At 59.2% G+C, this 21,596-nt stretch carries 22 protein-coding genes and 1 pseudogene; 17 read left to right on the top strand and 6 right to left on the bottom strand.

The window, feature by feature from the left end; genetic code table 11:
- Nucleotides 1–65: 65 nt before the first annotated feature.
- The 3 genes from PC358_RS04740 to PC358_RS04730 are packed head-to-tail and all read left to right on the top strand — an operon-like array spanning nucleotide 66 to nucleotide 3,032.
- Entirely contained in the window at nucleotides 66–992 is a 927-nt protein-coding gene (locus PC358_RS04740; RefSeq protein ID WP_033697885.1) for a universal stress protein, read from the top strand.
- Complete coding sequence (locus tag PC358_RS04735) at nucleotides 983–2,350, top strand: MBL fold metallo-hydrolase RNA specificity domain-containing protein (RefSeq protein ID WP_033697884.1); 1,368 nt, start codon at nucleotides 983–985, stop codon at nucleotides 2,348–2,350. Before PC358_RS04740 ends, PC358_RS04735 begins: the two co-directional genes overlap by 10 nt.
- Before the next feature lie 4 nt (nucleotides 2,351–2,354).
- Nucleotides 2,355–3,032 carry a hypothetical protein gene (locus PC358_RS04730; RefSeq protein WP_476748381.1) on the top strand — a complete coding sequence of 226 codons (678 nt, stop codon included), beginning with the start codon at nucleotides 2,355–2,357 and terminating at the stop codon, nucleotides 3,030–3,032.
- On the opposite strand, the gene PC358_RS04725 is transcribed toward PC358_RS04730, so the two are convergent.
- Together PC358_RS04725 and PC358_RS04720 are read right to left on the bottom strand one after the other, a co-directional pair.
- Entirely contained in the window at nucleotides 3,011–3,580 is a 570-nt protein-coding gene (locus PC358_RS04725) for a GNAT family N-acetyltransferase (protein ID WP_033697883.1), read from the bottom strand. The genes PC358_RS04730 and PC358_RS04725 overlap by 22 nt on opposite strands.
- A 108-nt stretch (nucleotides 3,581–3,688) precedes the next feature.
- A complete protein-coding gene (locus PC358_RS04720) occupies nucleotides 3,689–4,114 on the bottom strand; it encodes a potassium channel family protein (RefSeq protein WP_033697881.1) in 426 nt (141 codons plus the stop codon).
- Between the two features lie 237 nt (nucleotides 4,115–4,351).
- On the opposite strand from PC358_RS04720, the gene PC358_RS04715 reads away from it, so the two are divergent.
- The 7 genes from PC358_RS04715 to PC358_RS04685 are packed head-to-tail and all read left to right on the top strand — an operon-like array spanning nucleotide 4,352 to nucleotide 10,625.
- Nucleotides 4,352–5,029: a thermostable hemolysin gene (locus PC358_RS04715; RefSeq protein WP_033697880.1), complete on the top strand. Its 678-nt coding sequence runs from the start codon at nucleotides 4,352–4,354 to the stop codon at nucleotides 5,027–5,029.
- The gene (locus PC358_RS04710; RefSeq protein ID WP_033697879.1) at nucleotides 5,019–6,482 is read left to right on the top strand and encodes an AMP-binding protein; all 1,464 of its coding nucleotides are present in this window, start codon (nucleotides 5,019–5,021) and stop codon (nucleotides 6,480–6,482) included. The genes PC358_RS04715 and PC358_RS04710 overlap by 11 nt, the downstream gene beginning before the upstream one ends.
- Nucleotides 6,483–6,490: 8 nt before the next feature.
- Nucleotides 6,491–7,171: an iron-containing redox enzyme family protein gene (locus PC358_RS04705; protein ID WP_033697878.1), complete on the top strand. Its 681-nt coding sequence runs from the start codon at nucleotides 6,491–6,493 to the stop codon at nucleotides 7,169–7,171.
- The gene (locus PC358_RS04700; protein WP_033697877.1) at nucleotides 7,158–7,964 is read left to right on the top strand and encodes an SDR family oxidoreductase; all 807 of its coding nucleotides are present in this window, start codon (nucleotides 7,158–7,160) and stop codon (nucleotides 7,962–7,964) included. The genes PC358_RS04705 and PC358_RS04700 overlap by 14 nt, the downstream gene beginning before the upstream one ends.
- Nucleotides 7,961–8,602, top strand: a complete 642-nt coding sequence (locus tag PC358_RS04695) for a hypothetical protein (protein WP_033697876.1) — start codon at nucleotides 7,961–7,963, stop codon at nucleotides 8,600–8,602. The genes PC358_RS04700 and PC358_RS04695 overlap by 4 nt, the downstream gene beginning before the upstream one ends.
- Nucleotides 8,603–8,604: 2 nt before the next feature.
- Nucleotides 8,605–9,267, top strand: coding sequence for a response regulator (locus tag PC358_RS04690; protein ID WP_033697875.1), 663 nt, complete (start codon nucleotides 8,605–8,607; stop codon nucleotides 9,265–9,267).
- Nucleotides 9,264–10,625, top strand: coding sequence for a sensor histidine kinase (locus PC358_RS04685; protein WP_033697874.1), 1,362 nt, complete (start codon nucleotides 9,264–9,266; stop codon nucleotides 10,623–10,625). Before PC358_RS04690 ends, PC358_RS04685 begins: the two co-directional genes overlap by 4 nt.
- A gap of 240 nt (nucleotides 10,626–10,865) precedes the next feature.
- Here the strand turns inward: PC358_RS04685 and chrA are convergent, their stop codons facing one another.
- Nucleotides 10,866–12,083: a chromate efflux transporter gene (gene chrA / locus PC358_RS04680; RefSeq protein ID WP_050506058.1), complete on the bottom strand. Its 1,218-nt coding sequence runs from the start codon at nucleotides 12,081–12,083 to the stop codon at nucleotides 10,866–10,868.
- Between the two features lie 214 nt (nucleotides 12,084–12,297).
- On the opposite strand from chrA, the gene PC358_RS04675 reads away from it, so the two are divergent.
- From PC358_RS04675 to PC358_RS27695, 6 genes and pseudogenes are all read left to right on the top strand, one after another.
- Nucleotides 12,298–12,858 (top strand): hypothetical protein, encoded by a 561-nt coding sequence (locus tag PC358_RS04675; protein WP_033697871.1) that lies wholly within the window; start codon nucleotides 12,298–12,300, stop codon nucleotides 12,856–12,858.
- 99 nt (nucleotides 12,859–12,957) lie between these two features.
- A complete protein-coding gene (locus PC358_RS04670) occupies nucleotides 12,958–13,485 on the top strand; it encodes a chalcone isomerase family protein (RefSeq protein ID WP_033697870.1) in 528 nt (175 codons plus the stop codon).
- Between the two features lie 36 nt (nucleotides 13,486–13,521).
- Nucleotides 13,522–13,695: pseudogene (locus tag PC358_RS26875) on the top strand (DUF3833 family protein); the annotation flags it as partial.
- Entirely contained in the window at nucleotides 13,692–13,997 is a 306-nt protein-coding gene (locus PC358_RS04665) for a DUF6482 family protein (RefSeq protein WP_016486281.1), read from the top strand. The pseudogene PC358_RS26875 and the gene PC358_RS04665, both read left to right, overlap by 4 nt.
- A gap of 365 nt (nucleotides 13,998–14,362) precedes the next feature.
- Entirely contained in the window at nucleotides 14,363–14,842 is a 480-nt protein-coding gene (locus PC358_RS04660) for a hypothetical protein (RefSeq protein WP_156056757.1), read from the top strand.
- 567 nt (nucleotides 14,843–15,409) lie between these two features.
- Nucleotides 15,410–16,522, top strand: a complete 1,113-nt coding sequence (locus tag PC358_RS27695; RefSeq protein WP_156056755.1) for a hypothetical protein — start codon at nucleotides 15,410–15,412, stop codon at nucleotides 16,520–16,522.
- Here the strand turns inward: PC358_RS27695 and PC358_RS26635 are convergent.
- From PC358_RS26635 to PC358_RS27690, 3 genes are all read right to left on the bottom strand, one after another.
- Nucleotides 16,517–16,969 carry a DNA binding protein gene (locus PC358_RS26635; RefSeq protein WP_050506057.1) on the bottom strand — a complete coding sequence of 151 codons (453 nt, stop codon included), beginning with the start codon at nucleotides 16,967–16,969 and terminating at the stop codon, nucleotides 16,517–16,519. The genes PC358_RS27695 and PC358_RS26635 overlap by 6 nt on opposite strands.
- 17 nt (nucleotides 16,970–16,986) lie before the next feature.
- Complete coding sequence (locus PC358_RS04650) at nucleotides 16,987–17,472, bottom strand: hypothetical protein (RefSeq protein ID WP_033697869.1); 486 nt, start codon at nucleotides 17,470–17,472, stop codon at nucleotides 16,987–16,989.
- Nucleotides 17,473–17,902: 430 nt separating this feature from the next.
- Nucleotides 17,903–18,235, bottom strand: coding sequence for a hypothetical protein (locus tag PC358_RS27690; protein WP_156056753.1), 333 nt, complete (start codon nucleotides 18,233–18,235; stop codon nucleotides 17,903–17,905).
- A gap of 1,408 nt (nucleotides 18,236–19,643) precedes the next feature.
- On the opposite strand from PC358_RS27690, the gene PC358_RS04640 reads away from it, so the two are divergent.
- On the top strand, nucleotides 19,644–21,596 hold the full coding sequence (locus PC358_RS04640; protein ID WP_033697867.1) for an ABC-three component system protein: 1,953 nt from the start codon (nucleotides 19,644–19,646) through the stop codon (nucleotides 21,594–21,596).

Genomic DNA, 21,596 nt, shown 5'->3' with positions numbered 1-21,596 from the left:
CTGAAGGGTAGGGCGCTCGAAGATTGATGCTACTTGCCATCGCCGCGTGCGGCCGGAGGTTTCCCATGGGTCAGTATCGACAACTGCTGGTGCTGCTTACAGACATAGACCCGCACTCGGCGGCTCTGCGCCGGGCACTTGCCCTGGCGCAGGTCAGCGGCGCAGCGGTGCATATCGTTGGGCTGTTCGAGCCGTACGAGGCGCATTCTTTACACCAGGAGCGGCTGAACGAAGCCGAGCTGCAGCGCCAATACGGGCTCTATCGCAAGCAGCTTGTGGAACTGGTCGAACATCACCGGTCCAGTAATACCTATCTGACGGTGGATATCGTCAAGGCAGAAGACCTGCGCGACCAGGCAGCCGACTACATCCGCGAGCTCAAGCCCGATATGGTCATCAAGGACACCGAAACAACACCGGCACTGGCCCGGTTTTTCGGCACGCCGCTGGACTGCGCGCTGATGCGATCGTACCAAGGCTTGATGCATTTCGTGCCCCGGGCAGCCGCGTCCTTGCCCAAACGCATACTGATAGCCGTGGACACCGCCTTGCACGATGAACCCGAGGCCCAGATGCTATTCAACCGCGCCCTCATCCGGGCCGCCGATGCGCTGGCGCTGCAATGCGATGCGCAGTTGCACCTGCTCTCGGCATATGACCTGGTTGGTGTGTTTGCCCCGGACATGCTGGTTGCGCAGACCTGGGTCGAGGAGATGCGTGATGCCTTGCAGGTGTCCTTCGATGCATTGGCCGATGCCGAAGGTGTGCCTCTCGATTGCCGGCATTTCAAGGAAGGCGGGGCAGTGCACGTGATCCGGGAGCAGGTAGCGGCCCTAGATATCGACGTACTGGTCCTGGGGGTAGTGCAGCCCAAGGGTTTGAGCAAGCTGCTGGGCGACACCACCGAACGTATGGTGAGCGATCCACCGTGCAGCGTGCTGACCGTTCATCCCTGCGTGATCGACACCTGGGAGCCACCGCCATGCAACTGACCTTTTTCGGCGGTACGGGCACGGTGACGGGCAGCAAGTTCCTGCTGACGCGTGATTCGACACGGGTGCTGATCGACTGCGGGCTTTTCCAGGGCTACAAGCAACTGCGCTTGCGTAACTGGGAGCCACTGCCAGCGGCACTGCGTGCGGTCGATGCGGTGGTACTCACCCATGCCCACTTGGACCACAGCGGATACCTGCCGGTGTTGGCGCGCGAAGGCTTCAGCGGGCCTGTATATGCCACCCCTGCGACCTGTGCCCTGGCTGAAATCCTGTTGCTCGACAGCGCCCGGCTGCAGGAGGAGCAGGCCGAACATGCCAATCGTCATGGTTATTCCAAGCATTCGCCGGCCCGCCCCCTGTACACCGAGCAGGATGCCAAGCGCGCACTGCAGCTGTTCAGGCCCGTCGCGTTGCACCATCGCACCCAGATCGCGCCCGGTATCGAACTGTTGCTGCGCACGGCCGGGCACATTCTGGGCGCGGCGACCGTGCAACTGACGGTGGATGGCCAGACGCTGGTGTCATCAGGCGATCTGGGGCGGCCCCACGACCCCGTGATGCGTGCGCCCGAGCTGATCGGTGCGGCCGATGCGCTGCTGGTGGAATCGACCTATGGTGACCGTTCGCACCCTGCTCAGGCTCCGGAGCGTTACCTGGCCGATGTGATCAACCAGACCCTGCTGCGCCATGGCATCACGCTGGTACCGTCATTTGCCATTGGCCGTGCGCAACTGTTGATGTACTACCTGTACACGCTCAAGCGCGACGGGCTGATACCCGACATACCCGTGTATCTCAACAGCCCGATGGCGATGGATGCCACGGCCCTGTACCAACAGTTCAGGCGTGAACACCGCCTGACGGCGCTGGAGTGCGCGCAGATGTGCAAAGGCACACAGATCATCCGTACGGTCGATGAATCCAGGCACCTGGATCAGCTGCGCGAACCTGCGGTGATCATTGCCGCAAGCGGCATGGCCACGGGGGGGCGGGTGTTGCACCACCTCAAGGCGCTGGCGCCCAATCCTCATAACAGCATCCTGTTCTCCGGCTTTCAGGCAGGCGGTACTCGGGGTGCTGATATTGTTGCCGGAGCGCGCAGCGTGCGCCTGCATGGCGAAGATGTGCCGATCCGGGCGCAGGTCTTTGCCATGGACAACCTGTCGGCGCATGCCGATGCGGACGAAATCATGGAGTGGTTACGCGGGTTCAACCGGCCACCGCGGCAAACCTACGTCATTCATGGCGAACCGCATGCTGCGGACACCTTGCGTCGACGGATAAGCCTTGAGCTCGGCTGGCAGGTGTGCGTGCCCGAGCACCTGGAAACGGTTGCCATAGACCCTGTGCGCTAGCACGGTGCTGGAGGTTCTCATGAATATGCAAGCAAGGGCAAAGCTCAGGGCCTGGGTAACACGTCCCAAGGGCAGCCTTGGATGGATCGCGGCAATTGCCACGCTGGTGGTTGCCGCCTCGGTGTATCAGGTGCTGGGCCCGGCCTGGCGGCTGCCCATGCGTGCCCCGGTCATTGTGCTGGCAGTGCTGGCGCTGAGCGCGGCGGTCGGGTTGGCCGTGCAGCGCTGTTTCAAGGGCGCTGTGGGCGAGACCATTTTTTCCGAGCAGGGCACAGGTTGGCAAGCGAGGCTTGCCTTGATCCGGGGTGTGGCCAGAGAGTCGAACATTATGCTGGGCATGCTGCTACTGTTCGCCGTGCTGGGCATAAGCACACTTGTGCTCGCCAGCCGTTCCGTACAAGGCATTGTGAGCGGGTGCGAGACCCACTTGCAGGCACAGATTGATCTGCCAGAGGATCGAGCGTTCGCCGCACTGGTGGCCAAATCGGTCTGCCAGTGCCTGGCGCAAACGTTTCTGGATCGCAACGGCGTCATCCGGCTGGCCCTGTTCAATACGCCGTTGCTTGAAGTCAGGGCGTTCGAGGGGGTGACCGCGGCCGATGAGCGGCAGTGTCTGGAGCAACTGGACCTGCTGCCGGAGGCCACCGCTGCGGCATCGCCTCAGGCCAGCGAAAGCCGGTGAATCAACTGGCTTGGGTCATCCGGGTCTCTGGCGCTGGTAAACCCTGCTGCCTGAGCCAGGTCGCGCATCGCCACATTGGCCGCAGCGTCCATGGAATACATGTGCCGCAGGCCCTGGGCGCGTGCGTGGTCGATCAGGTGCTGGAGCAGCAATGTACCCAAACCGTGACGCTGCCAGCTATCGAGGACGGTGACGGCGCACTCGCATTCTTCACTACCCGATCGGGTCGCGTAACGGGAAATACCAACCTCCTGCAGTTCACCGTCGACATGGGCGAGGGCCACATAGGCCATATGCTGGTCGTGGTCGACGACCATCAGTTGATCCAGCATGGCTTCGCCAGGCTCCGTGAGTTGGCACAGGAAGCGGAAGTGGCGCGACTGTGGCGACAGGCGTTCGATAAAGTTCTTCTCGCGCTGGCGGTCTTTGGGCTGCAAAGGCCTGATCAGCACATGGGTGCCGTTGTCGAGCGCTTCGATCCAGTGTTCGCCGGTGGTGGCAGGAAATGACGCTGCGGCGTGGGGGCGGGGTGTTTCGGCGGATGCCATGGCAAGCCTCCTTATATTTGGGGGTGTACAAAGGAGGTACAGTTTCAACGCGGCGCCTTTTGCGTACTTGATAGTTGTCAATTGCCGCGCTGATTTCCCCACGCCTCGCTACTTGGTCTTCCAGTACTTCTGCATTTCCAGAAACAGAAAGGAGGCCGTCCAGGTGATCATCACCAGGCCCGTCAGCGCCTGCAGGCCTGTGAGGTATTTGAGGTCGCCACTTGGCGCGATATCGCCAAAGCCGATGGTGGTGTAGGTGGTGAATGAGAAGTACACGCAGTCCATGAATGTGCCATCGAAGTTGCCGCTCAGCGTACCCCAGCCTTTGGCATTGGCCATCAGGTAATAGGCCAGGGCAAAGCACCAGACTTCCAGTGCGTGGGCCGCCAACGCGCCGAACACCCCGATGACGATGCGAAACCGGCTCCAGAGCTTGAGCCGCGGTAGCCAGTCGTTCAGGCGTAGCAGGCATTCGTAATGAATCACCACCACCAGCATCACGACCAGCGCGTTGATCAGTGTGACGGTTAACATTGGTGGCTCCCCTGTGGCCCTGACAGAAGTCTGGCCGATAAAGGCCATCGTGTCGGTTCTACGCTTGAACATCACGGGGAGATTGATAAAGGTCAGTGAGTGGCCGCTCTTATCGCGCTGGCTTCTGTCTCCAATGATCAGCACGCGCCCTGCGACCAAGGTCGAATCCTTGACTTCAGATTCCCTTCAGATTGACCACTGATACTCACCCCATCAAGCCCAAACGGGGGGAGTTTCATGACCCAGTCTCAGTGGAGCAGCCTGCTCCCATTGCCTATCGGCAGCCACGTCGACAATCACGCCCACTTGTCGCTTCATCTGCACAAGGACCCTGGCCGCGATGAGCTGGAGCACTTCATTCATCAGTGTTTTGCCAGCGTGCACCACGCTGATGTGTACCATTACCTCCCAGAACTGCTGGCGCTGCATGACAGCCATGGTCGGCTGATTGCTGCCGCAGGCTTGCACCCGGCCAGCAGCGGGCCGCTGTTTCTCGAGCACTACCTGGATGAGCCGCTGGAAGCTGCAGTTTCACGCGTAGCGGGCTGCCCCCTTGAGCGTGAGTGCATGGTCGAAGTCGGCAACCTGGCCTCGCTCAGTGCCGGTAGCGCGCGAATCATGATCATAGCGGTGACCTGGTTGCTGGCCACACGGGGCCTGAAGTGGGTGGCATTCACCGGCGCGACGACACTGATCAACAGTTTCCAGCGCCTGGGATTGGTGCCATCGGTACTGGCGTCGGCCGACCCGGCTCGGCTGAATGGGCAGGTGGACCAATGGGGTACCTACTACGCTCAGCATCCGCAAGTCTTTGCCGGCAGCATCGGTCATGGCTTCGATGCCTTGAGCAAGGCTGGAGTGTTCCAGCGCCTGGGATTGCCAACGGCCTTTCAGGAGGCTGGCCATGCCGCATGAACTGGAGCGCTTTCATCAACTGCTGGTCACGTTTGCCCGCGATCACGCTGACGCCATTGCCGTGCAAGGGGCGACCGAGCGCTTCACCTACAGGCAGTTGCTGCCAGAGGTGGGGTTACGCACCCACAGCTTGCGTACGTGTTCGCCAGGCCCTCTGGTACTGGCGCTGGATAACAGCCCGCAGTTGCTGTTCTGGGATTTGGCGGCGCTGTTTGCCGAGCGTCCCTGTGTAATCGTCCCGTCGTTCTTCAGTGTTGCCCAGTTCAGCCATTGCATTGAGCAGAGTGGTGCCAGCCATGTGCTGTGCGACCCGCAATGGCACGGTACGCTCGCCGAGCTGGGGTTCGCTCAGCAGGACGTGTTCTGGGTTCGCGAGGCAGAGCCCGCTGCAGCGCTGCCTGCCGGCACCGCCAAGATCACCTACACCTCCGGCAGTACGGGCAAGCCCAAAGGCGTGTGCCTGTCTGTCGAAGCCCTGTTGCGTGTCGCCCGGGAACTGGAGGTGGCCAGCCGGCCCAGTGAACCTCAGCGTTACCTGGCGGTGCTGCCGCTTGGTGTGCTGCTGGAAAACCTTGGTGCCTACGCCGCATTGATGGCCGGGGCGAGTCTGCTGCTGTACCCCCAGGCGCAACTGGGCATGGGCGGTGCAAGCCAGGTCGATTTCAAGCGCTTGCTGGGGGCTGTCGCCCTGAGCGGCGCGCAGAGCCTGATTGTGGTGCCACAGCTGTTGATGGGGCTGATCACTGCCATCGAGCGCGGGCTGATGCAGGTGGGGGCGCTACGGTTCGTTGCGGTCGGCGGTGCCCGGGTGGCGCCCAGTTTGCTGGCCCGCGCCGAAGCGATCGGCCTGCCGGTGTTCGAGGGCTATGGCCTGTCCGAGTGCGCTTCGGTGGTGGCCTTGAACCGGCCGGGCGCAGCCCGCCGAGGCAGTGTCGGCAAACCGCTGCCCCATGTGCAGGTGCGTATCGCCGAGGACGGGGAGGTGCTGGTGGCGGGCTCGGTGTTGCTCGGCTATCTGGCGGAACCACCTGTTTGCGATAGCTGGTGGGCCACTGGCGACCTCGGCCATTTCGACGAGGAGGGCTACCTGTACCTCGATGGCCGCAAGAAACACCAGTTCATCACCAGCTTCGGGCGCAACGTCAACCCGGAGTGGGTGGAGGCCGAACTGACCCAGAGCGGCGTGATCGCCCAGGCGTTCGTGCATGGCGAGGCCCTGCCAAAGAACCTCGCATTGCTCTGGCCGCTGGACCCCGCTACCCCCGACACCCTCATCGACCAGGCTGTGCAGCATTGCAATGCCTTGCTGCCGGACTACGCCAGGGTCCATGCCTGGCGTCGCCTGCCGTGCCCCTTGTCCAGTACCGAAGACACCCTGACCGCCAATGGCCGCCCGCGCCGCGAGGCCATCCTGCGGCGTTACCACTCCCTGTTATCCGATATCCCGTTGTGAGGTCTGCCATGTCCTTTTTCGATACCCTGCAAATGCAAACCAGCCAGGAGCGTCAGGCCCTGTTCGCCGTACCGATCATACGCGATGCGTTGGCGGGGCACGTCAGCCTCGACAGCTATGTGGCCTTCCTGACCCAGGCATACCACCATGTACGCCATACCGTGCCGCTGATGATGGCGTGCGGGGCGCGCCTGCCTTCGCGCCTGGAATGGCTGCGCGGCGCCGTCTGCGAATACATCGAGGAGGAGTACGGCCACGAGCAGTGGATCCTCAATGACATCAATGCCTGCGGTGGCGACTGGGAAGCGGTACGTGACGGTCGCCCGGCACTGCCGATCGAGCTGATGGTCGCCTACCTTTACGACATGATCGCCCGCGGCAACCCGGTCGGGCTGTTTGGCATGGTAAATGTGCTCGAAGGCACCAGCATTGCCCTAGCCACCCAGGCCGCCGGCACGATCCAGAGCACGCTGGCGTTGCCCGACAGGGCCTTCAGCTACCTCAGCTCCCATGGCGCGCTGGACCAGGATCACATGGTCACCTACCGGCAATTAATGGACCGCCTTGATGATGCTGACGACCAGCGGGCTGTGATCCAAGCGGCCAAAGTGGTTTACCGGCTGTATACCGATATGTTCCAGGGGCTGCCGCGTGCGGGCCTGCAAGAGGTGCGTCATGCGCTTGCCTGAGTGTGTAGTGATACTCACCGGCGCCAGCGGAGGCATCGGCCTGGAACTGGCCGAGCAGTTGTGCGCAGCCGGTGCCCGGGTACTGGCGGTGAGCCGGCAGATGGGCAAACTCGCCGGGTTGATGAACCGTTATCACGACAGGCTGCTCTGGCAGTCGGCCGATCTGCGCAGCCATGAGGGGCGCGAGCAGGTGCTTGCCCGTGCCCGGGAGATGGGCGGGGTCAACGTCCTGATCAATGCCGCGGGCGTGAACCGTTTTGCCCTGTTCGATCAGATCGACGAGCAGGCGCTGGACGAGTTGCTGGACATCAACCTCAAAGCCGCCCTGCAACTGACGCGTGTGTGCCTGCCGCTGCTGCGCGCACAACCCAGGGCACTGGTGGTCAACGTCGGTTCCACCTACGGCTCGATCGGCTACCCCGGCTATGCCACCTACTGCGCCAGCAAGTTTGCCCTGCGCGGCTTCTCGGAGGCGCTGCGCCGCGAGCTGGCCGATACCTCGGTGAATGTCATGTACGCCGCCCCCCGGGCAACACGCACCGCGATGAACAGCACCGCTGCCACGGCGCTCAACAAGGCCCTGAAAGTCGGCATGGACGACCCGGCAGATGTGGCCCGCGCTGTGCTCAAGGCCGTGCAGTCAGAGCGCAGGGAGCTTTACCTGGGCTGGCCGGAAAAGCTCTTCGTGCACATAAACGGCATGTTGCCCGGCGTGGTCGACCGTGCATTGCGCAAGCAACTGCCGGTGATCCGTCGTTACCTCGCTAGCCATTCCAAGGAGTCGATCAAATGAAACGTCTGTTCATCGCTGGCCTGCTGGCGTTCGCACCGCTCACCTGGGCGCTGGACCAGGCCGGCAGCCAACAATTGGCTAACTTGCAGCAGCGCTGGGCGCAGATCCAGTACCAAACGCCTAAAGACAAACGCGCCGATGCGTTCGAGAAACTCGCAGCCGACGCTTCTACGCTGGTCCATCAGCACCCGGGCTCGGCCGAACCCTTGATCTGGGAGGGCATCATCAACAGCAGTTGGGCGGGTGCCATCGGCGGCCTGGGGGCGCTGGGCAAGGTCAAGTCGGCCAAGGCCAGCCTCGAGGAGGCGATGAAACTCGACCCCAATGCCCTGCAGGGCTCGGCTTATACCAGCCTGGGCACTTTGTACGACCAGGTGCCGGGCTGGCCCATCGGGTTTGGTGACAGCGACAAGGCAGACACTTTGTTGCGCAAGGCGCTGCAAGTGAACCCCAACGGTATCGACAGCAATTACTTCTGGGCCGATCATCTGTCCCGGCAAAAACGCTACGCTGAAGCCACCGCCGCCCTGGAAAAAGCACGCCAGGCGCCGCCACGGCCAGGCCGCGAGCTGGCCGACCAGGGCCGGCGTGGCGATATCGATGCTTTACTCAAGGCCATCAAGGACAAACAGGACTGAACATGCGGCTGCTGCTGGTTGAGGATGATACCGCCCTGGGCGAGGGGATCTGCGACGGGTTGCGCCAGGAGGGCTACACCCTCGACTGGTTGCGCGATGGCCTGAGCGGGCTGCATGCCCTGCAACACGAAGTGTTCGACCTGGTGATCCTCGACCTCGGGCTGCCGCGGTTGGGCGGTATCGATCTGCTGCGACGGGTGAGGGCAGGGGGCAACAGCCTGCCGGTGCTGATTCTCACTGCCCGCGATGCGACCGAGGACCGTATCTCTGGCCTGGATGCCGGTGCCGACGACTACCTGGTCAAGCCTTTCGACCTCAACGAGCTCAAGGCTCGCCTGCGCGCCTTGCTCAGGCGCAGCGCCGGCCGGGCCAAGGTGCTCATCGAGCACGCAGGCGTAAGCCTGGACCCTGCCACTCAGCAGGTGCACTACAACGGTGTGCCCGTGATACTGACGCCCAAGGAGTATCGCCTGCTGCACGAGTTGCTGGCGCAACCGGGCAAGGTGTTCACGCGCGAGCGGCTGACCCAGTTGCTGTATGGCTGGGACGAGGAGCCTGAGAGCAACACGCTGGAAGTGAACATCTATCACCTGCGCAAGAAACTGTTCAACGGCCTGATCCGCACGGTGCGCGGTATCGGATATTTGGTCGAGGGCAAGGTATGAGCTCGCTGCGCCAGCGCACGCTGTGGCGGGTGATGGTGCTGATGCTGCTCGGCACCGGCTTGTTGGCGTTGTACAACTATCACGACAGCCGACGCGAGATCAACGAAGTCTACGATGCTCACATGGCTCAGAATGCCCGGCTGTTGCAGGGAGTGATGAACCTGCCGGTGCAGGATGGCAACCGCGAAAAGCTGTATCAGGCATTCAACGAGGCGCTGGGCAAGGCCGGGCGCCACCGTGTGGGCCACCCCTATGAGAGCAAGCTGGCGTTCCAGGTGTGGGGGGAGGGAGCACGGTTGCTGGTGCACACCCCCAGTGCACCGACCCTCGACGCACCGCCTACGGCGGCGGGCTTCTACGATTTTGCCAGCGGTGGCGAACAATGGCGCGGCTTTGTATTACCGGTACCCGAAAAACAGTGGGTGATCTGGGTGGGTGAGCGCGACGACGTGCGTTACGACCTGATCGACCGCATCGTACGCCATACCCTGTTTCCGTTCCTGCTCGGCAGCCTGGGCTTGGCGCTGTTGGTCTGGGCGGCCATCGGCTGGGGGTTGCGCCCGTTGCAGAACATGGCCGATGTGATTCGTGCGCGCCATGCCGACTCCCTCGAACCCCTGCAACTGGTGCCGTTGCCGACCGAGCTTGAGCCCATGCAGGCGGCTATCAATCGCCTGCTTGCGCAGATCGATGACCTGCTGCGGCGCGAGCATCGGTTCATTGCCGACGCCGCCCATGAGATGCGCACGCCACTGGCGATCCTGCGCCTGCATGCGCAAAACGCACAGGCCGCCAGTACCGATGCCGAGCGGCAGAAAGCCCTGGGCTTTTTAATTGGCGGTGTCGACCGGCTGACCCGGGTGGTCAACCAGTTGCTGACCCTTGCCCGCGTCGAGCCGCGCCTCGGTCAGCGCGCCACCCGTGTCGACTTGGGCGAAGTGGTCACCGATGTGCTGGCGGATCTCACACCCTGGATACTGGATCGCGGCCTGGAGCCCTCGCTGGATCTCAGCGAAGGTGACCATGCCCTGATGATCGACTCCGGAGCGCTGGGCATCGCCTTGCAGAACCTGGTTTCCAATGCGGTAGAGCATTCACCGCCTGGCGGGCGTATCACGGTATCACTCAGGCGCCTGGCCAATCGCTTCGAACTGGTTGTCGAAGATGAAGGGCCAGGTCTAGACGAGGCGAATCTTGTACGGGTATTCGAGCGCTTCTATAGCCGCAATAGCCCCAATGGCGCAGGGCTGGGGTTATCCATCGTGGCCACTATCGTCGAGCGGCTGGGGGGGCAGGTGCGCCTGGAAAACAGGGCCATTGGTGGGCTGGCTGCCATCGTGTCGCTTCCCTTGCAGTGAGCTGCCCGATACTGTCTCTAAGGCCCTTAGGTTCTGTACGAAAGTATGGTCATTCATCGTTGTGGGAGCGGCGGTGCGGCGATCCGACTTGCCCCGCGATCTGCCGCAACGCGGCAGCAAAGCCTGAGTTCGCGGCTTCTTTGACACCATTTGATATCGGGTACAGGAGCGCTTCGCACTCCATCGCGGGACAAGTCGGATCGCCGCACCGCCGCTCCCACAAAACTTTTCGTACAGAGCCTAAAAGGTGCTGCTCAGCAGCCAACCGAATACGCCGCAGCCAAGGACAACCAACCATGCAGGCCACTTCCAGAACATCAGGGCCATCAAGGCGATCAGCGCCCATGCCAAGTCTGCTGGCTTGGCTATGGCGCTCGTCCACACCGGTTGGTACAAGGCTGCCAGCAGAAGTCCGACCACGCCGGCGTTTACACCGGCAAGCGCTGACTGGCTGCGGGCGCTGCGCCGCAGTGTTTCCCAGAAGGGAACTGCACCAACCACCAATAGGAAGGAGGGGGTAAAAATGGCGAGAATGCCAACGGTCGCGCCCACCCAGCCGGACGGCTGCAAGCTCATGGATGCACCCAGGAAGGCTGCAAACGTGAACAGTGGGCCAGGTATGGCCTGCGCCAGGCCATAACCTGCGAGAAAGGTGTCATTCGCGACCCAGCCATTGGCCACTGTGGCCGACTCCAGCAACGGTAGAACGACATGCCCACCGCCGAATACCAGCGAGCCTGCGCTATAAAAGGCGTTGATCATTGCCAGTGCTTGCGAGGGCCAGATGCGGGTCAATAGCGGCAAGCCGACCAACAAGGCGAAGAACATTACCAGCGCAGCCAGCCCGGCCTTTCGGCTGAGTGAAAACGGCAGCTCTTCCCCTGCCGGGGAGCCCGGAGGCTTGAGCAGGATCAAGCCTGTGATGGCCGAGCCTGTGATCACGGCTATCTGCCCGACTGCGTTGGGCCACAGCAGCGCGGTGCAGGCAGCGAACAGGGCGATGGTTACCCGCGCGAAATCGGTGCAGAGGCTACGTGCCATGCCCCATACGGCCTGGGCCACCACGGCGACTGCGACGATTTTCAGGCCGTGCAACAGGCCACTTGGGGCGCCACCTCCCCATGCCCCCAGGCCCTGAGCACACAGCGTCAGCAGGAGGGCCGATGGCAATGTGAACCCAGCCCACGCAGCGACAGCGCCCGGGAACCCCGCCCGTGAAAGGCCCAGCGCGATGCCCACCTGGCTGCTGGCGGGGCCGGGAAGCAGTTGGCACAGGGCGACCAGCTCGGCATAACTGCGTTCACTGAGCCATTGGCGGCGCGCTACAAATGCTTCACGAAAGTAACCCAGGTGCGCAATGGGGCCACCGAAAGACGTCAGCCCCAGGCGCAAGAACACCAGAAACACCGACCAGGCAGAGTCGCTGGGCTTCACGCCGCAGTGAGTGCGTTCTGACAAGACAGGCTCCTTGGGTAAGTGACGCTGCAGCTTTTGGTGGGGAACAGCCAGCCTTGAGGGTTGCTTTGGCGCGTAGCCCCAGCGCCGCCCGCGCGGCGCTCGGTTTCACAGGCACTGAAAAACCTGCGACAAGCCCCCAGAACCCGTACTCATTTGTGCAAAGTTTGCTGTTCGCCGCCTACGCTGTCCAGAGTCTTGGTCAGCAGGAGGCACCATGAGCAATTTCCCTATCGTTGCTACCGTCCTGTCTATGGTCTTGGGCCTTTCGGTCACGCGCCTGCTTCTGGGGGCGCTGACCGTCTTCCGTATCCGTCGCACCGCTGCTCCAGACTGGGTGGCTCTGGTCTGGGCGGTCATGCTCTTCACCACCCAGATGGATTTCTGGTGGGCGGTCAATTCGCTGCCGCAAGTCAGGGCGACCTTCTCGTTCCAGGAGTTTTTGCTGTTGGTGCTGCTGGCACTTGCGCTGTTCGTTTCCTCGGCGCTGATGTTGCCTAGCCGCAGCGAGGACGAGCGCGAAGGGCTTCGTGTGTACTTCGAGCAGGATGGCCGCTACGCGCTGCTGTTCCTGTCGGGCTATTACCTGCTTGGGTTCATCGTCAACATTCTGTTGTTCGGCGTTTCGCCCATGGCGCTTTGGGGCGCCTTTGACGTGGTCATGATCATGATCCCACTGTGTGTGTTTGCAGCCAGCTCGCGCAAGGCCTATGCGCTGCTGACCGTGGCATTCGTACCTCTTAATATTGCGGACCTGATCATATCGCTAGTGGCGTGACCGAGGTCTTGCGCTGTGCATTAAAATCTATGCATTTGGAGTACGATATCTGTACAAGATGCTATTGTTGTACAGTATTTACGCGTACTTGAGGTCAGTATGGCGCACCGTGCTCGTTGGGCTTGCCTTTGTCTGCTACTGGCTGCCTTTTCGGCGGTTGCGGGCTGGCGAGCGGAGCTGCCTGGGGCGCAACGGCTGGGGAGTGGTGAGTTCACCTGGTTTGGCCTGCGTCTTTACACAGCCCAATTATGGACAGCAGGGCCAGTTCATGACTGGAGCCAGCCATTCGCCCTTGAGCTCCTCTACCACCGTTCGTTGTCCAGGAACACCTTGGTACAGGCCAGCCTCGAGGAAATGCGTCGCCTCAACGGTGGCAGCATAACGCCGCAACAACGCACGGCGTGGACCCATGGGATTGAAGAGGCATTCGTGGATGTGCGCCCCGGCATGCGCATTACTGGCTTGTACCTGCCGGGGCAGGGCTGCCGCTTTTACGTCGACGGTAAATTCAGCCGCGATATCGCCGACCCGGTCTTTGCCAGGGCGTTCTTTGCCATCTGGCTCGACCCCGGAGCCCGGGATACACAACTGCGCCAGCGCCTGCTTGGGCTGGCTGGCAACGACTGAGGAACATGCACAAAGTGCTGTTGCTGGTTTCCTAGGCGTTACCAGCTGGACCTGCCAGTTGATGGGCGGCACTGGCAGGTAGACCTGGACGACTGGATGTACCTCATGGATGACGACAGCCTGATCAACCGTTCGAGCATGAGCAAGCTGGGCGTTGAGATCGCCCAGATCACCCTGTTCTTCCGCCGCCTGCCAGAGGGCACACCATGAACCTGATCGCGCTTACCCAGCTGGTCTCGACCGGCGAAGCAAAGGAACTTGAACTGCTGTCGCTGGAGGGTGGCTTCTACCTCCTGCGCGCCTTGACCGACGCCGGCCCCGTGACATTGAGCGATGCCCATGGGCAGCCCGTTCGCGTGCGCTCCACTACCGAGCTGCGGCAGCTGTTGGCCGACCTGCCACCCGTGCCCTGCATGCTGGTACAGCAGGTGGTGCATGATGAGATGTGCGGGCAACGTGACGGCCCCATTGCGCCGCTGCGCGTACCGGTAACGCTCACCAGCCAGTGGTAGCCTGAACGATGCGCCTGGGCCCGCCCGCGATGTTGTTCTGATGGCGGAAGTGGAGGGTAAGGCCCGCTAGGTGCCGCCTTTGCGTGATTTGCTCTCGGAGAGCGAAGGGGTGGCTATAGCTGTGTTTGAGGGGCAGCGTCGGGATCATTTGCCGCAGTGAGATATAACTAAACTAAATGAATATTTAGCATAGTTATTCATTGTAGGCATATAAAAGGGGCAGGGTAGTCCATGCCGAGGTCGCGTCGCTGGGCCTACGCATTGCTCCAACCCACATCCTTTATCTAGCGCATTTTTCCTTGGATGCACCGGGAAGATGCGCAAGCAGTTTTCCCCTTCAGCGCGTCGTCAGAAGGAGAAGTGCCATGTCCTACGCTATCCTCAGTCTTATCAAGCAGCAGGCCAAAGCTCTTTCCAAATCGGAAGGAATTTCGCTGTCCTCAGCTCAAGAGCTATTCAGTCAGAGAGCGAAATTCTACAATTTTCATGACCTTATCATTGTAGCCACGCGTAATCCTGACGATCCTCGGCTTGGTCGTGCCGCCTTTGGCGTCAACGACCTCAAGGACGCCATTCGGGAAGATGATCTGCCGTCTCAGCTTGACGATTTGTTGGAGGACGCTACCTCAGAAGCCCGGACCGACATGAATGCGTCCGACTTTCGAGTGACCTCCTTGAAAACCACCAGCGCTAATTACGATTCAGGCTCTAGGAAAGCTGGTCCTGGAGGGTTCTCTCGTATACGGAGGCCAACAGGATCTCGACAGGATGTCTCACGGCTCCGCGTTCCACATGAAGGCCAGGTTCAACATCATTCGTCGTTTCGACAGTTGGTCTTTCGATGAAGAGACTCCGTTTGAGGTCGTTGACAGCATCACCGACAGCGACCTTGATCGGGAGCAGTACGAGTAGCATCTGGCCGAGAAAGCCGCTTAGGCTAAACGGGGCATGACATAGCCGTTAACAGGTACGGCGGGTGTTGCTACTAGCAACACCTGGTGCCGGCCGACCAGGTCGGATTTTTTCGCGTCCGCGAAAATTGCACCGCGATCTGGCTTCCAATCTGGCCAACACACGCCCCGGCAGCTCCATACGAAGGTGCGCATAATGCATATTATGTTAAATGGTGTGTCTGGAGGTGCGCTTTACCGGTGTCTATCCCCATTCACCTATCGCCGACCCTTGGTTCAAATATCGCCGAACCCGTTTCCGCTCAGAGGCTTAGCCCGGAAATCTCAAACCTGACCCACACGACGCATCGTTACCAGGCACCTTGCAGGTTCATCTATTACCGGGCCGTGATACAGGTATCAGGTCAGATCTCACAGTCCTGAGCGTGGACTACACTCAGTTCACCCGAAACAGCTTGGCATCGTCGTCGCACCTCCTCATTTTAGCGTTCGGAGGTTGCGATGGCTCGCCCGTTAGTCATATTCCCGATCTTCCCGCCATTCCGGCATTTCTATCCGGCACAAAACTGCCTTAACAATTTCGTGCGTGATCGACTCCTTAAGATTGATCGCCGGGCACAACCTTTCCACTGTGTAGAGATTTGCACGCGGTATCTGGAATGGCGCGCTTCTGAGTTGACCAATTCTGGTGCCTATAACTGTGCAGCTCGTACCTTGGAGTCAATGTTGATGTGGAGCTTCGAGCGCGAAATTTCGTTATTTGAATGGGATAGCGCTTCAGCTTCTATGTTTCTGGAATGGTGGACAGACCCGCCAGTCGAGTGGACGAGTATTGAAGTTAATCCGCGCTACGTGGCTCAGCCCGGCGTGCCGTTCTACGGCTGGCCAATCAATGAGCGCTGGCGCTTGTTCAAGCGCAAGAGCACCCCTGATGGCGGTACCGTGCCACCGGTGTATCGCACGCGGTCTGTCTTGATTCAGGAAGCCAGAGGACTGTTCGACTTCTACAATAGAAAAGCGTCATCGCCCATTCCCAATCCCTTTCCTCCTGGATTGGAAACAAAAAAGCGCAGCTTGGCGCTTCATAGAGGGCAGCCAGTGCTGGATCGCCGGCAGCTTGATTGGGTTTTTGAGTTTTTAGACCAAAGCACGTTGCCAGCGATTCGTGCCAGCGAGGTAGGCGTTTTTCTAGCATTTGCCCGCTACACATCCTTTGCGCTCTCAAAAGTAGTGGGTTCTGGGGGCAACCCAGGGTCACTATCTCAATTTGAACGCAATCAAGATGGCTCATGGGTGTATACAGTGACGGGGCTGTGGGATGGAGGTGACTGGTGCGTTTTACCTCCCGCATTTGGGAGCTTGCTCGAGAATCATCTGAAGCTGTTGAAGGTTGACCCCGACGCAGCGCTGCCGCCTATCCCACTGTTTCCGCAAATCACGTCCGATTATGCTTATAGCTTCGATACCCTGACAGAGCACTTGCTGACATATCGAGCAGAGCTTACCCGCGCAGCCGAATGTCACGTTGAAGGAGAGATACGAGACGGCGCTTCAAAATTCCGCCAGCTCACGACAACCATGATTAGGCGCTCAGCGCGGGCCAACGGGTCATAAGCGCCAGGTCTCCACCTCGTCGGCGCCATAGTCGGATTTCCATTTTTTCAGCAGCTTATGGTTGGCGCTGGCGGTTTCAATTAATTCGCCAGTATGGGGGTTTTGGTAGCGTTTCGGCACTCGGGGAGACCGACGACCACCCTGCCCTTGCTTCCCAGTCGCCGTCGACAACCTTGGTGCCGATGCCTTGCGATTATCCTCAGGATCAAGCGAACCGTTCGCGAGCTGATCGCAAGCCCGCGAAAGCTCTTTGGGCATCGGGTAGTCTGGCTTGATCAGCCTGACGATATCGACGGATTGAAACTGGTATTGACTGGCCAGGCTGTCTAACTCATCCAGGAAGCTGAGCATTTTGGAGATTTCGGCATCGCCTGCCATGGAGGCAGCTGCCTCTTGCTCAAGCCTGATGCGATGATCGAGTGCGTAGACCTTGGACAGCTTTTCCATTGTGCTCATGCCGTGCCTCACAACGGGACTTGGATCTTTAGGCTTGGGTGCTTGGAGTCATCGCCGGCGACGTTCTTGTCGGAGGACGTCGGAGAATTCATGTCCATCAGCTTACGAAAGTAGACGAGATCATTTCCGCTTTCCTTGCTCCGCGAATGGCCGCGCGTGCACATTTCCCGGGTGATGAGCATGTCGGCGACCTCCTGGGGCGCGTAGTCATAACGCTCCATGAGGTGTACAAGCCGACTGAAGAATTCAAAGTCGAGTGCGTAGTCTTCGGTGGCTTTCATGACTTCGATTTTGAGGTTAAGAACAACGGCTTCAGCGCATTCCAATTGGTATGGGAGTAACGCGTCACTACTTTGAGCAACAAGTATCTCGACGGATTCATAACCCAAGCACGCGGCAGTCACTTCCTTCAAGGCCGAGTTGGGAACATCCACCTTCTGCGCACCCAAAATCGTAGCAGCATGATCCGCTGAAATTTCGACAAGGTTTGCCATAGCTTCCTCCGGTTAGGGGATTTGACTACTGTGGTGTCAGTCAACCTTCGCTGACGTATTGCCTCCGCCGGCCTCGCCTGCTCCAACTGGAGGCTTCGTGATTGTTTGTTTTGCGAAAACACCAGTCCCAGGTGCGACATAGGCTCTTCTCCATACTCTGCATATGTATATTTCTCCAACTCTGTGAACACCAGACGCCGACGGTTCAGTTGGGGGCGGCAAGGAGAACGGGGCGAGTGCCCACGCGAAAGTACGGGCGAGATTGTCCTGGAAGACTTCTGGTCGCAGTCCCAACTTGGCAATGGCTGGCGCGCATCCATTCCATGGGTAAGCGCCAGCGCGTCTCTGTCTGCCGTTGGGCCCTGTTAAGTGGAAAAGCGGAATGAGGCTCCGTATGCGGTCGCCGGCAAGCGGCTAGATCCGTCCGTTCTCAATCTGGAATAGATCCATGTGATTTTTCCATAAGCCTCCTGGTCATCCTGCTTGTCCGCTTGATGGCGGTCACTAGTCGCCTGAGAATGCTGGTAGATTGGAAACCTCTTGCGTTGTCCATGAATATTTTGTGCACAAAGCCAGGAAATGGGCCCGTTGGAGAAGCCGCCGCCCTAGCTTGAGCGTAGCTTTGAAAGCCATATCGCTTGGCGGACATGCTCAACGCAATGCAGTGCTTGACGCCGGTGTTCTTTTTGATTTCACGAGCCAGTAGTTTTATAGAAGGCAACTGATGGTGGCCATAGCTTGCGCCCTTTGGTTTTGTCTTCATCGCTGCTGTCTCCTATCTCTGATCGTTAAAGCCCCAACTCAGTGGCCAAATAGTCGCTTGTGAGCACCTCATCCGCGAGACCGGCCCTGACAAGCAGGCCGGTCAGTCTATTGGTGAAATCAAACCACCCGATAGACTTACTCGACGATTCTTCATCAAGCCCGGCTAGGCGCCGCGACTTTATTTCTTGGTGAAGTAGATCTCCGAGAACTCGAATGGCAACGCACTTGCGCCCGCCCCTTAAGAATATAGGCCCGCCTGTCACGCCGTACCCTGTGTGGAATAACGTCTCCATCCGAAATCATGTCCTTGAACTCAGACTCAACCCTTTGTGCTGAGAAGTTTTGTCCGATTGTGACCCAGATGTACCTGATCTTACTGGGTGTGAGGCCTCGCCGGTATGCCGCTCGAAAAACTGCCAGACTCACACCTTCCGTTGTTACAAACAGAGTTCTTTTACGCGGTTGTCTCAACAGTAAAACCCCTTCTAGATCATGCAGGTAAGCATCCAGCCTGATCGGATTAAACCACCTGTCGGAGTCCGTTATTATCTTCGTCATGATCTGCACTCCCAGCTTGGATGCACTTGCACTTGGCAGCTACTAACTCCTGATCAATATTTACAACAGGTGTCGTCGCCACCTACCATCAGCATCGGTAAAAAAGCGGCCTGTTCTATCCCTGCATTGGTTCATGACCGCTCTCTTTGTCACTTAGCTGATGAGTTTCGAAAAGCGCTGACATGGATTGAATGCAGGGTCACTTCAAACAGCGCGATTGAGATTGTTGCTGTATGAAGGAATAGATAGTTCGGTTAGCCACCATTTCCACTACAGGCTCACGAAAACCATCCTAAGAGCGCTGGCTGAGCATCTCATGCTTAGCTCTGTTCAAATACCATGTACTAGATTTATCGCCCTGGCTTCTTCGATCGTAGACCTATGTTCGGTTTGCGACTCGCAGAGGCGACAAGCGGTAGTATATTATTTATTCGTATATTGATTTTGATGTCGCTCGGGTTCCGCGCTGAATAATTTTCGGATTAATTAATTCCAGAGGCAGATATTTTGTAAATACCGTTTTAGAGCGCTTCATTTTTTCCAGCTATTTATTCATTGCCTTTGTCGTAATTATTTGCACCTCATTTGGAAATACCTGGCTAGCAAGCTGTTCCGCCATTGAGCAGACGAACGGTCATCCAGTGACATGCCAGGCGTCGCTACAAATTGCGGCCAGAGGATACGGATGCACACTCCGAAGAGCACATCTGTACTCTTTACGTCGCCTCCAGCTGGATAGCGGAATTTTTCACATGACGCGGTAGTTTCTTCGTCTCCTGCTGCTCGCTACTATATGGCCAACTGCCAGTGGTGCCCTGCGCATCGGTTTTGGATTGAAGGGATTCAGAATGATTAGAAGGTTCCGGCTTGAGCAAAAAGGCCGCTACGAGAAGCTGGTAATTGCTCAACGTTTGTCGGACATGGTGGACAAATACCTGGATGGGCGCACTGCACCGTTGCTGATCGGCGCTGAACAGGGCGGAATCGGCGAATGGGATGACGTGGTCATCTACCATGCGGATGAGCATTACGAGCACTTCCAGATCAAGCGGCAGACGACCCCCTTCAGCGATAAGCACATCGATAAAGCCTCCTACATCAAGTCCTATAAACCCAAGCCCGGCAGCAAGGCGGCAGCGAGTGCCACGCCAGTTGTCCCTCCCGACAGCGCCATCGATTCTGAGCTTGATAAGGCCATGAAGAGCTTGTCTGCCTGGAGTCTCACTCCACAGGCCAAGCAGCCGCCAGCGCGTGCCTTCTCACTCATCCTGCTCGGCCTGGAAGTCGTCATCAAGGGCAAACCGAGTGACTTCATCACCGCCAACCACCTGCATGAGTTTTGTCGACTGTGCAAGCAGGACGGCCTTGATCTGACAGCCCTCTCCAGCCGCGCCGATACCCCGACGCAGAATGTCTACAAATGGTTGACGACCTGGTGCGGGTTTACCGATTGGGATCATGTTCGACAAACGATGCGGACACTCACGATCCATGCCGTTGGGAGTGAAGAGAACCTTGAAGACCGTGCGTGCGAGTCGTTAGGAAGGCACTTCAATGATCCGCGGGCAACCCTTGAGAAGCTCGTGGGGTACATTTCTACAAGTACCACGGATGTTAACGCCATCAGCTGTCATGCGATGGCCAACCACCTCAAAGATGCACGCCGGTCAGATGCTGAGACCTGGACACAGTACCTCATGAAGCCGCTGGCTGGGCCGAGTTGGATGGTTGCCGGCACCCACAACTTGAATGGTACGACGAGCTTTCCAGCGGCCCATGCTGCCACGGACGTTGTCGGTCACCACTGGACAGCGGGTGGTAACAACAGAAGACTGCGGTTGCACGCGACCTATGGCCCGCCTACGCCAAATACCGTTGCCCTCCCCTCGGCCATCCTTCGCTTGGCCCTGCACTTGAAAAGCGGAAGTCATTGCCTGCTTCTGGGTGAGCCGCTTTGGCGTCAAGGCGCTGGGAATGAGTTGGGTAGAACGCTTGGGATCAGCGAAAGTGACCTTGATGACCTTCCCTGGATAGACAATTCAGAGGCGCTGTCCTGCGCGTCAGGTCGCGAGCTTTCGACGATCCTGGAGACGCGAGATGAATCTTCAGCACTTCACAAGGCAATGAATGATCTTGTGTGGGAGCAGCTACAAACCCGCATCACAACCAGGTTGAACTCGGTATCAGACATGCCATTACTGGCAGCATTAGAACCGAAATGGCGCTCCTGGGCCGCGGAGTTAACGGCTGACGCCGCTGCGCGTGAGTCACTGTTTGAGCAACTGATGTACCCAACAACAGAAGGTTTGGACGGGAAGCACGCGCTGCGCGTCGGGCCTCGCACTGCAGACCTGCTGGAAACCGCCATCCTGATGCTGCTTCTGGTGTGCGTCGCAATCGGTGACGACGATGGCAATTGGCGTGAAATCCCTGACGTTGGGGATGTTCTCAGCATTGCGTTGCAGAACTGGTCAGGCGCTTCAGGCGATCACGGCGGCGCCAGGCCTGTTGCCGACGACCTGATGGCCATTTTGGGGCCTTCACCGGCGTCGGTAGTCATTCTCGCGGGCGTCGAAGGGTCTCCCACGAGCCTGCTCGAGTCCGGTATGGCTGATGATTTTGAAACCAGTAACAGCATGGCAGCTGAGCGCCAGCCCAGGTTGCTGGTGACACGATTTGGGGTGCTCAAGCACCTGCGTGCCGGGACACTCGCCCAGCTACAAGTGCAATTCAAACGTCATTGGGATGCTTGGCGCAACGCGCGCGAAGCAGCAATCGCAGCTTATGGAGAAGGACACTAA

It is taken from the genome of Pseudomonas capeferrum, from assembly GCF_000731675.1.
Lineage (GTDB): Bacteria > Pseudomonadota > Gammaproteobacteria > Pseudomonadales > Pseudomonadaceae > Aquipseudomonas > Aquipseudomonas capeferrum.
Note: the sequence above shows the minus strand (reverse complement) of the source record. Positions and strands in the feature narration are given on the sequence as shown.

Bases quoted from the DNA above. Each gene is read 5' to 3' on its own strand.
- PC358_RS04740 (WP_033697885.1), top strand. From the start codon at position 66: ATGGGTCAGTATCGACAACTGCTGGTGCTGCTTACAGACATAGACCCG.
- PC358_RS04735 (WP_033697884.1), top strand. From the start codon at position 983: ATGCAACTGACCTTTTTCGGCGGTACGGGCACGGTGACGGGCAGCAAG.
- PC358_RS04725 (WP_033697883.1), bottom strand. From the start codon at position 3,580: ATGGCATCCGCCGAAACACCCCGCCCCCACGCCGCAGCGTCATTTCCT.
- PC358_RS04720 (WP_033697881.1), bottom strand. From the start codon at position 4,114: ATGTTAACCGTCACACTGATCAACGCGCTGGTCGTGATGCTGGTGGTG.
- PC358_RS04715 (WP_033697880.1), top strand. From the start codon at position 4,352: ATGACCCAGTCTCAGTGGAGCAGCCTGCTCCCATTGCCTATCGGCAGC.
- PC358_RS04710 (WP_033697879.1), top strand. From the start codon at position 5,019: ATGCCGCATGAACTGGAGCGCTTTCATCAACTGCTGGTCACGTTTGCC.
- PC358_RS04705 (WP_033697878.1), top strand. From the start codon at position 6,491: ATGTCCTTTTTCGATACCCTGCAAATGCAAACCAGCCAGGAGCGTCAG.
- PC358_RS04700 (WP_033697877.1), top strand. From the start codon at position 7,158: ATGCGCTTGCCTGAGTGTGTAGTGATACTCACCGGCGCCAGCGGAGGC.
- PC358_RS04695 (WP_033697876.1), top strand. From the start codon at position 7,961: ATGAAACGTCTGTTCATCGCTGGCCTGCTGGCGTTCGCACCGCTCACC.
- PC358_RS04690 (WP_033697875.1), top strand. From the start codon at position 8,605: ATGCGGCTGCTGCTGGTTGAGGATGATACCGCCCTGGGCGAGGGGATC.
- PC358_RS04685 (WP_033697874.1), top strand. From the start codon at position 9,264: ATGAGCTCGCTGCGCCAGCGCACGCTGTGGCGGGTGATGGTGCTGATG.
- PC358_RS04675 (WP_033697871.1), top strand. From the start codon at position 12,298: ATGAGCAATTTCCCTATCGTTGCTACCGTCCTGTCTATGGTCTTGGGC.
- PC358_RS04670 (WP_033697870.1), top strand. From the start codon at position 12,958: ATGGCGCACCGTGCTCGTTGGGCTTGCCTTTGTCTGCTACTGGCTGCC.
- PC358_RS04665 (WP_016486281.1), top strand. From the start codon at position 13,692: ATGAACCTGATCGCGCTTACCCAGCTGGTCTCGACCGGCGAAGCAAAG.
- PC358_RS04660 (WP_156056757.1), top strand. From the start codon at position 14,363: ATGTCCTACGCTATCCTCAGTCTTATCAAGCAGCAGGCCAAAGCTCTT.
- PC358_RS27695 (WP_156056755.1), top strand. From the start codon at position 15,410: ATGGCTCGCCCGTTAGTCATATTCCCGATCTTCCCGCCATTCCGGCAT.
- PC358_RS26635 (WP_050506057.1), bottom strand. From the start codon at position 16,969: ATGGAAAAGCTGTCCAAGGTCTACGCACTCGATCATCGCATCAGGCTT.
- PC358_RS04650 (WP_033697869.1), bottom strand. From the start codon at position 17,472: ATGGCAAACCTTGTCGAAATTTCAGCGGATCATGCTGCTACGATTTTG.
- PC358_RS27690 (WP_156056753.1), bottom strand. From the start codon at position 18,235: ATGAAGACAAAACCAAAGGGCGCAAGCTATGGCCACCATCAGTTGCCT.
- PC358_RS04640 (WP_033697867.1), top strand. From the start codon at position 19,644: ATGATTAGAAGGTTCCGGCTTGAGCAAAAAGGCCGCTACGAGAAGCTG.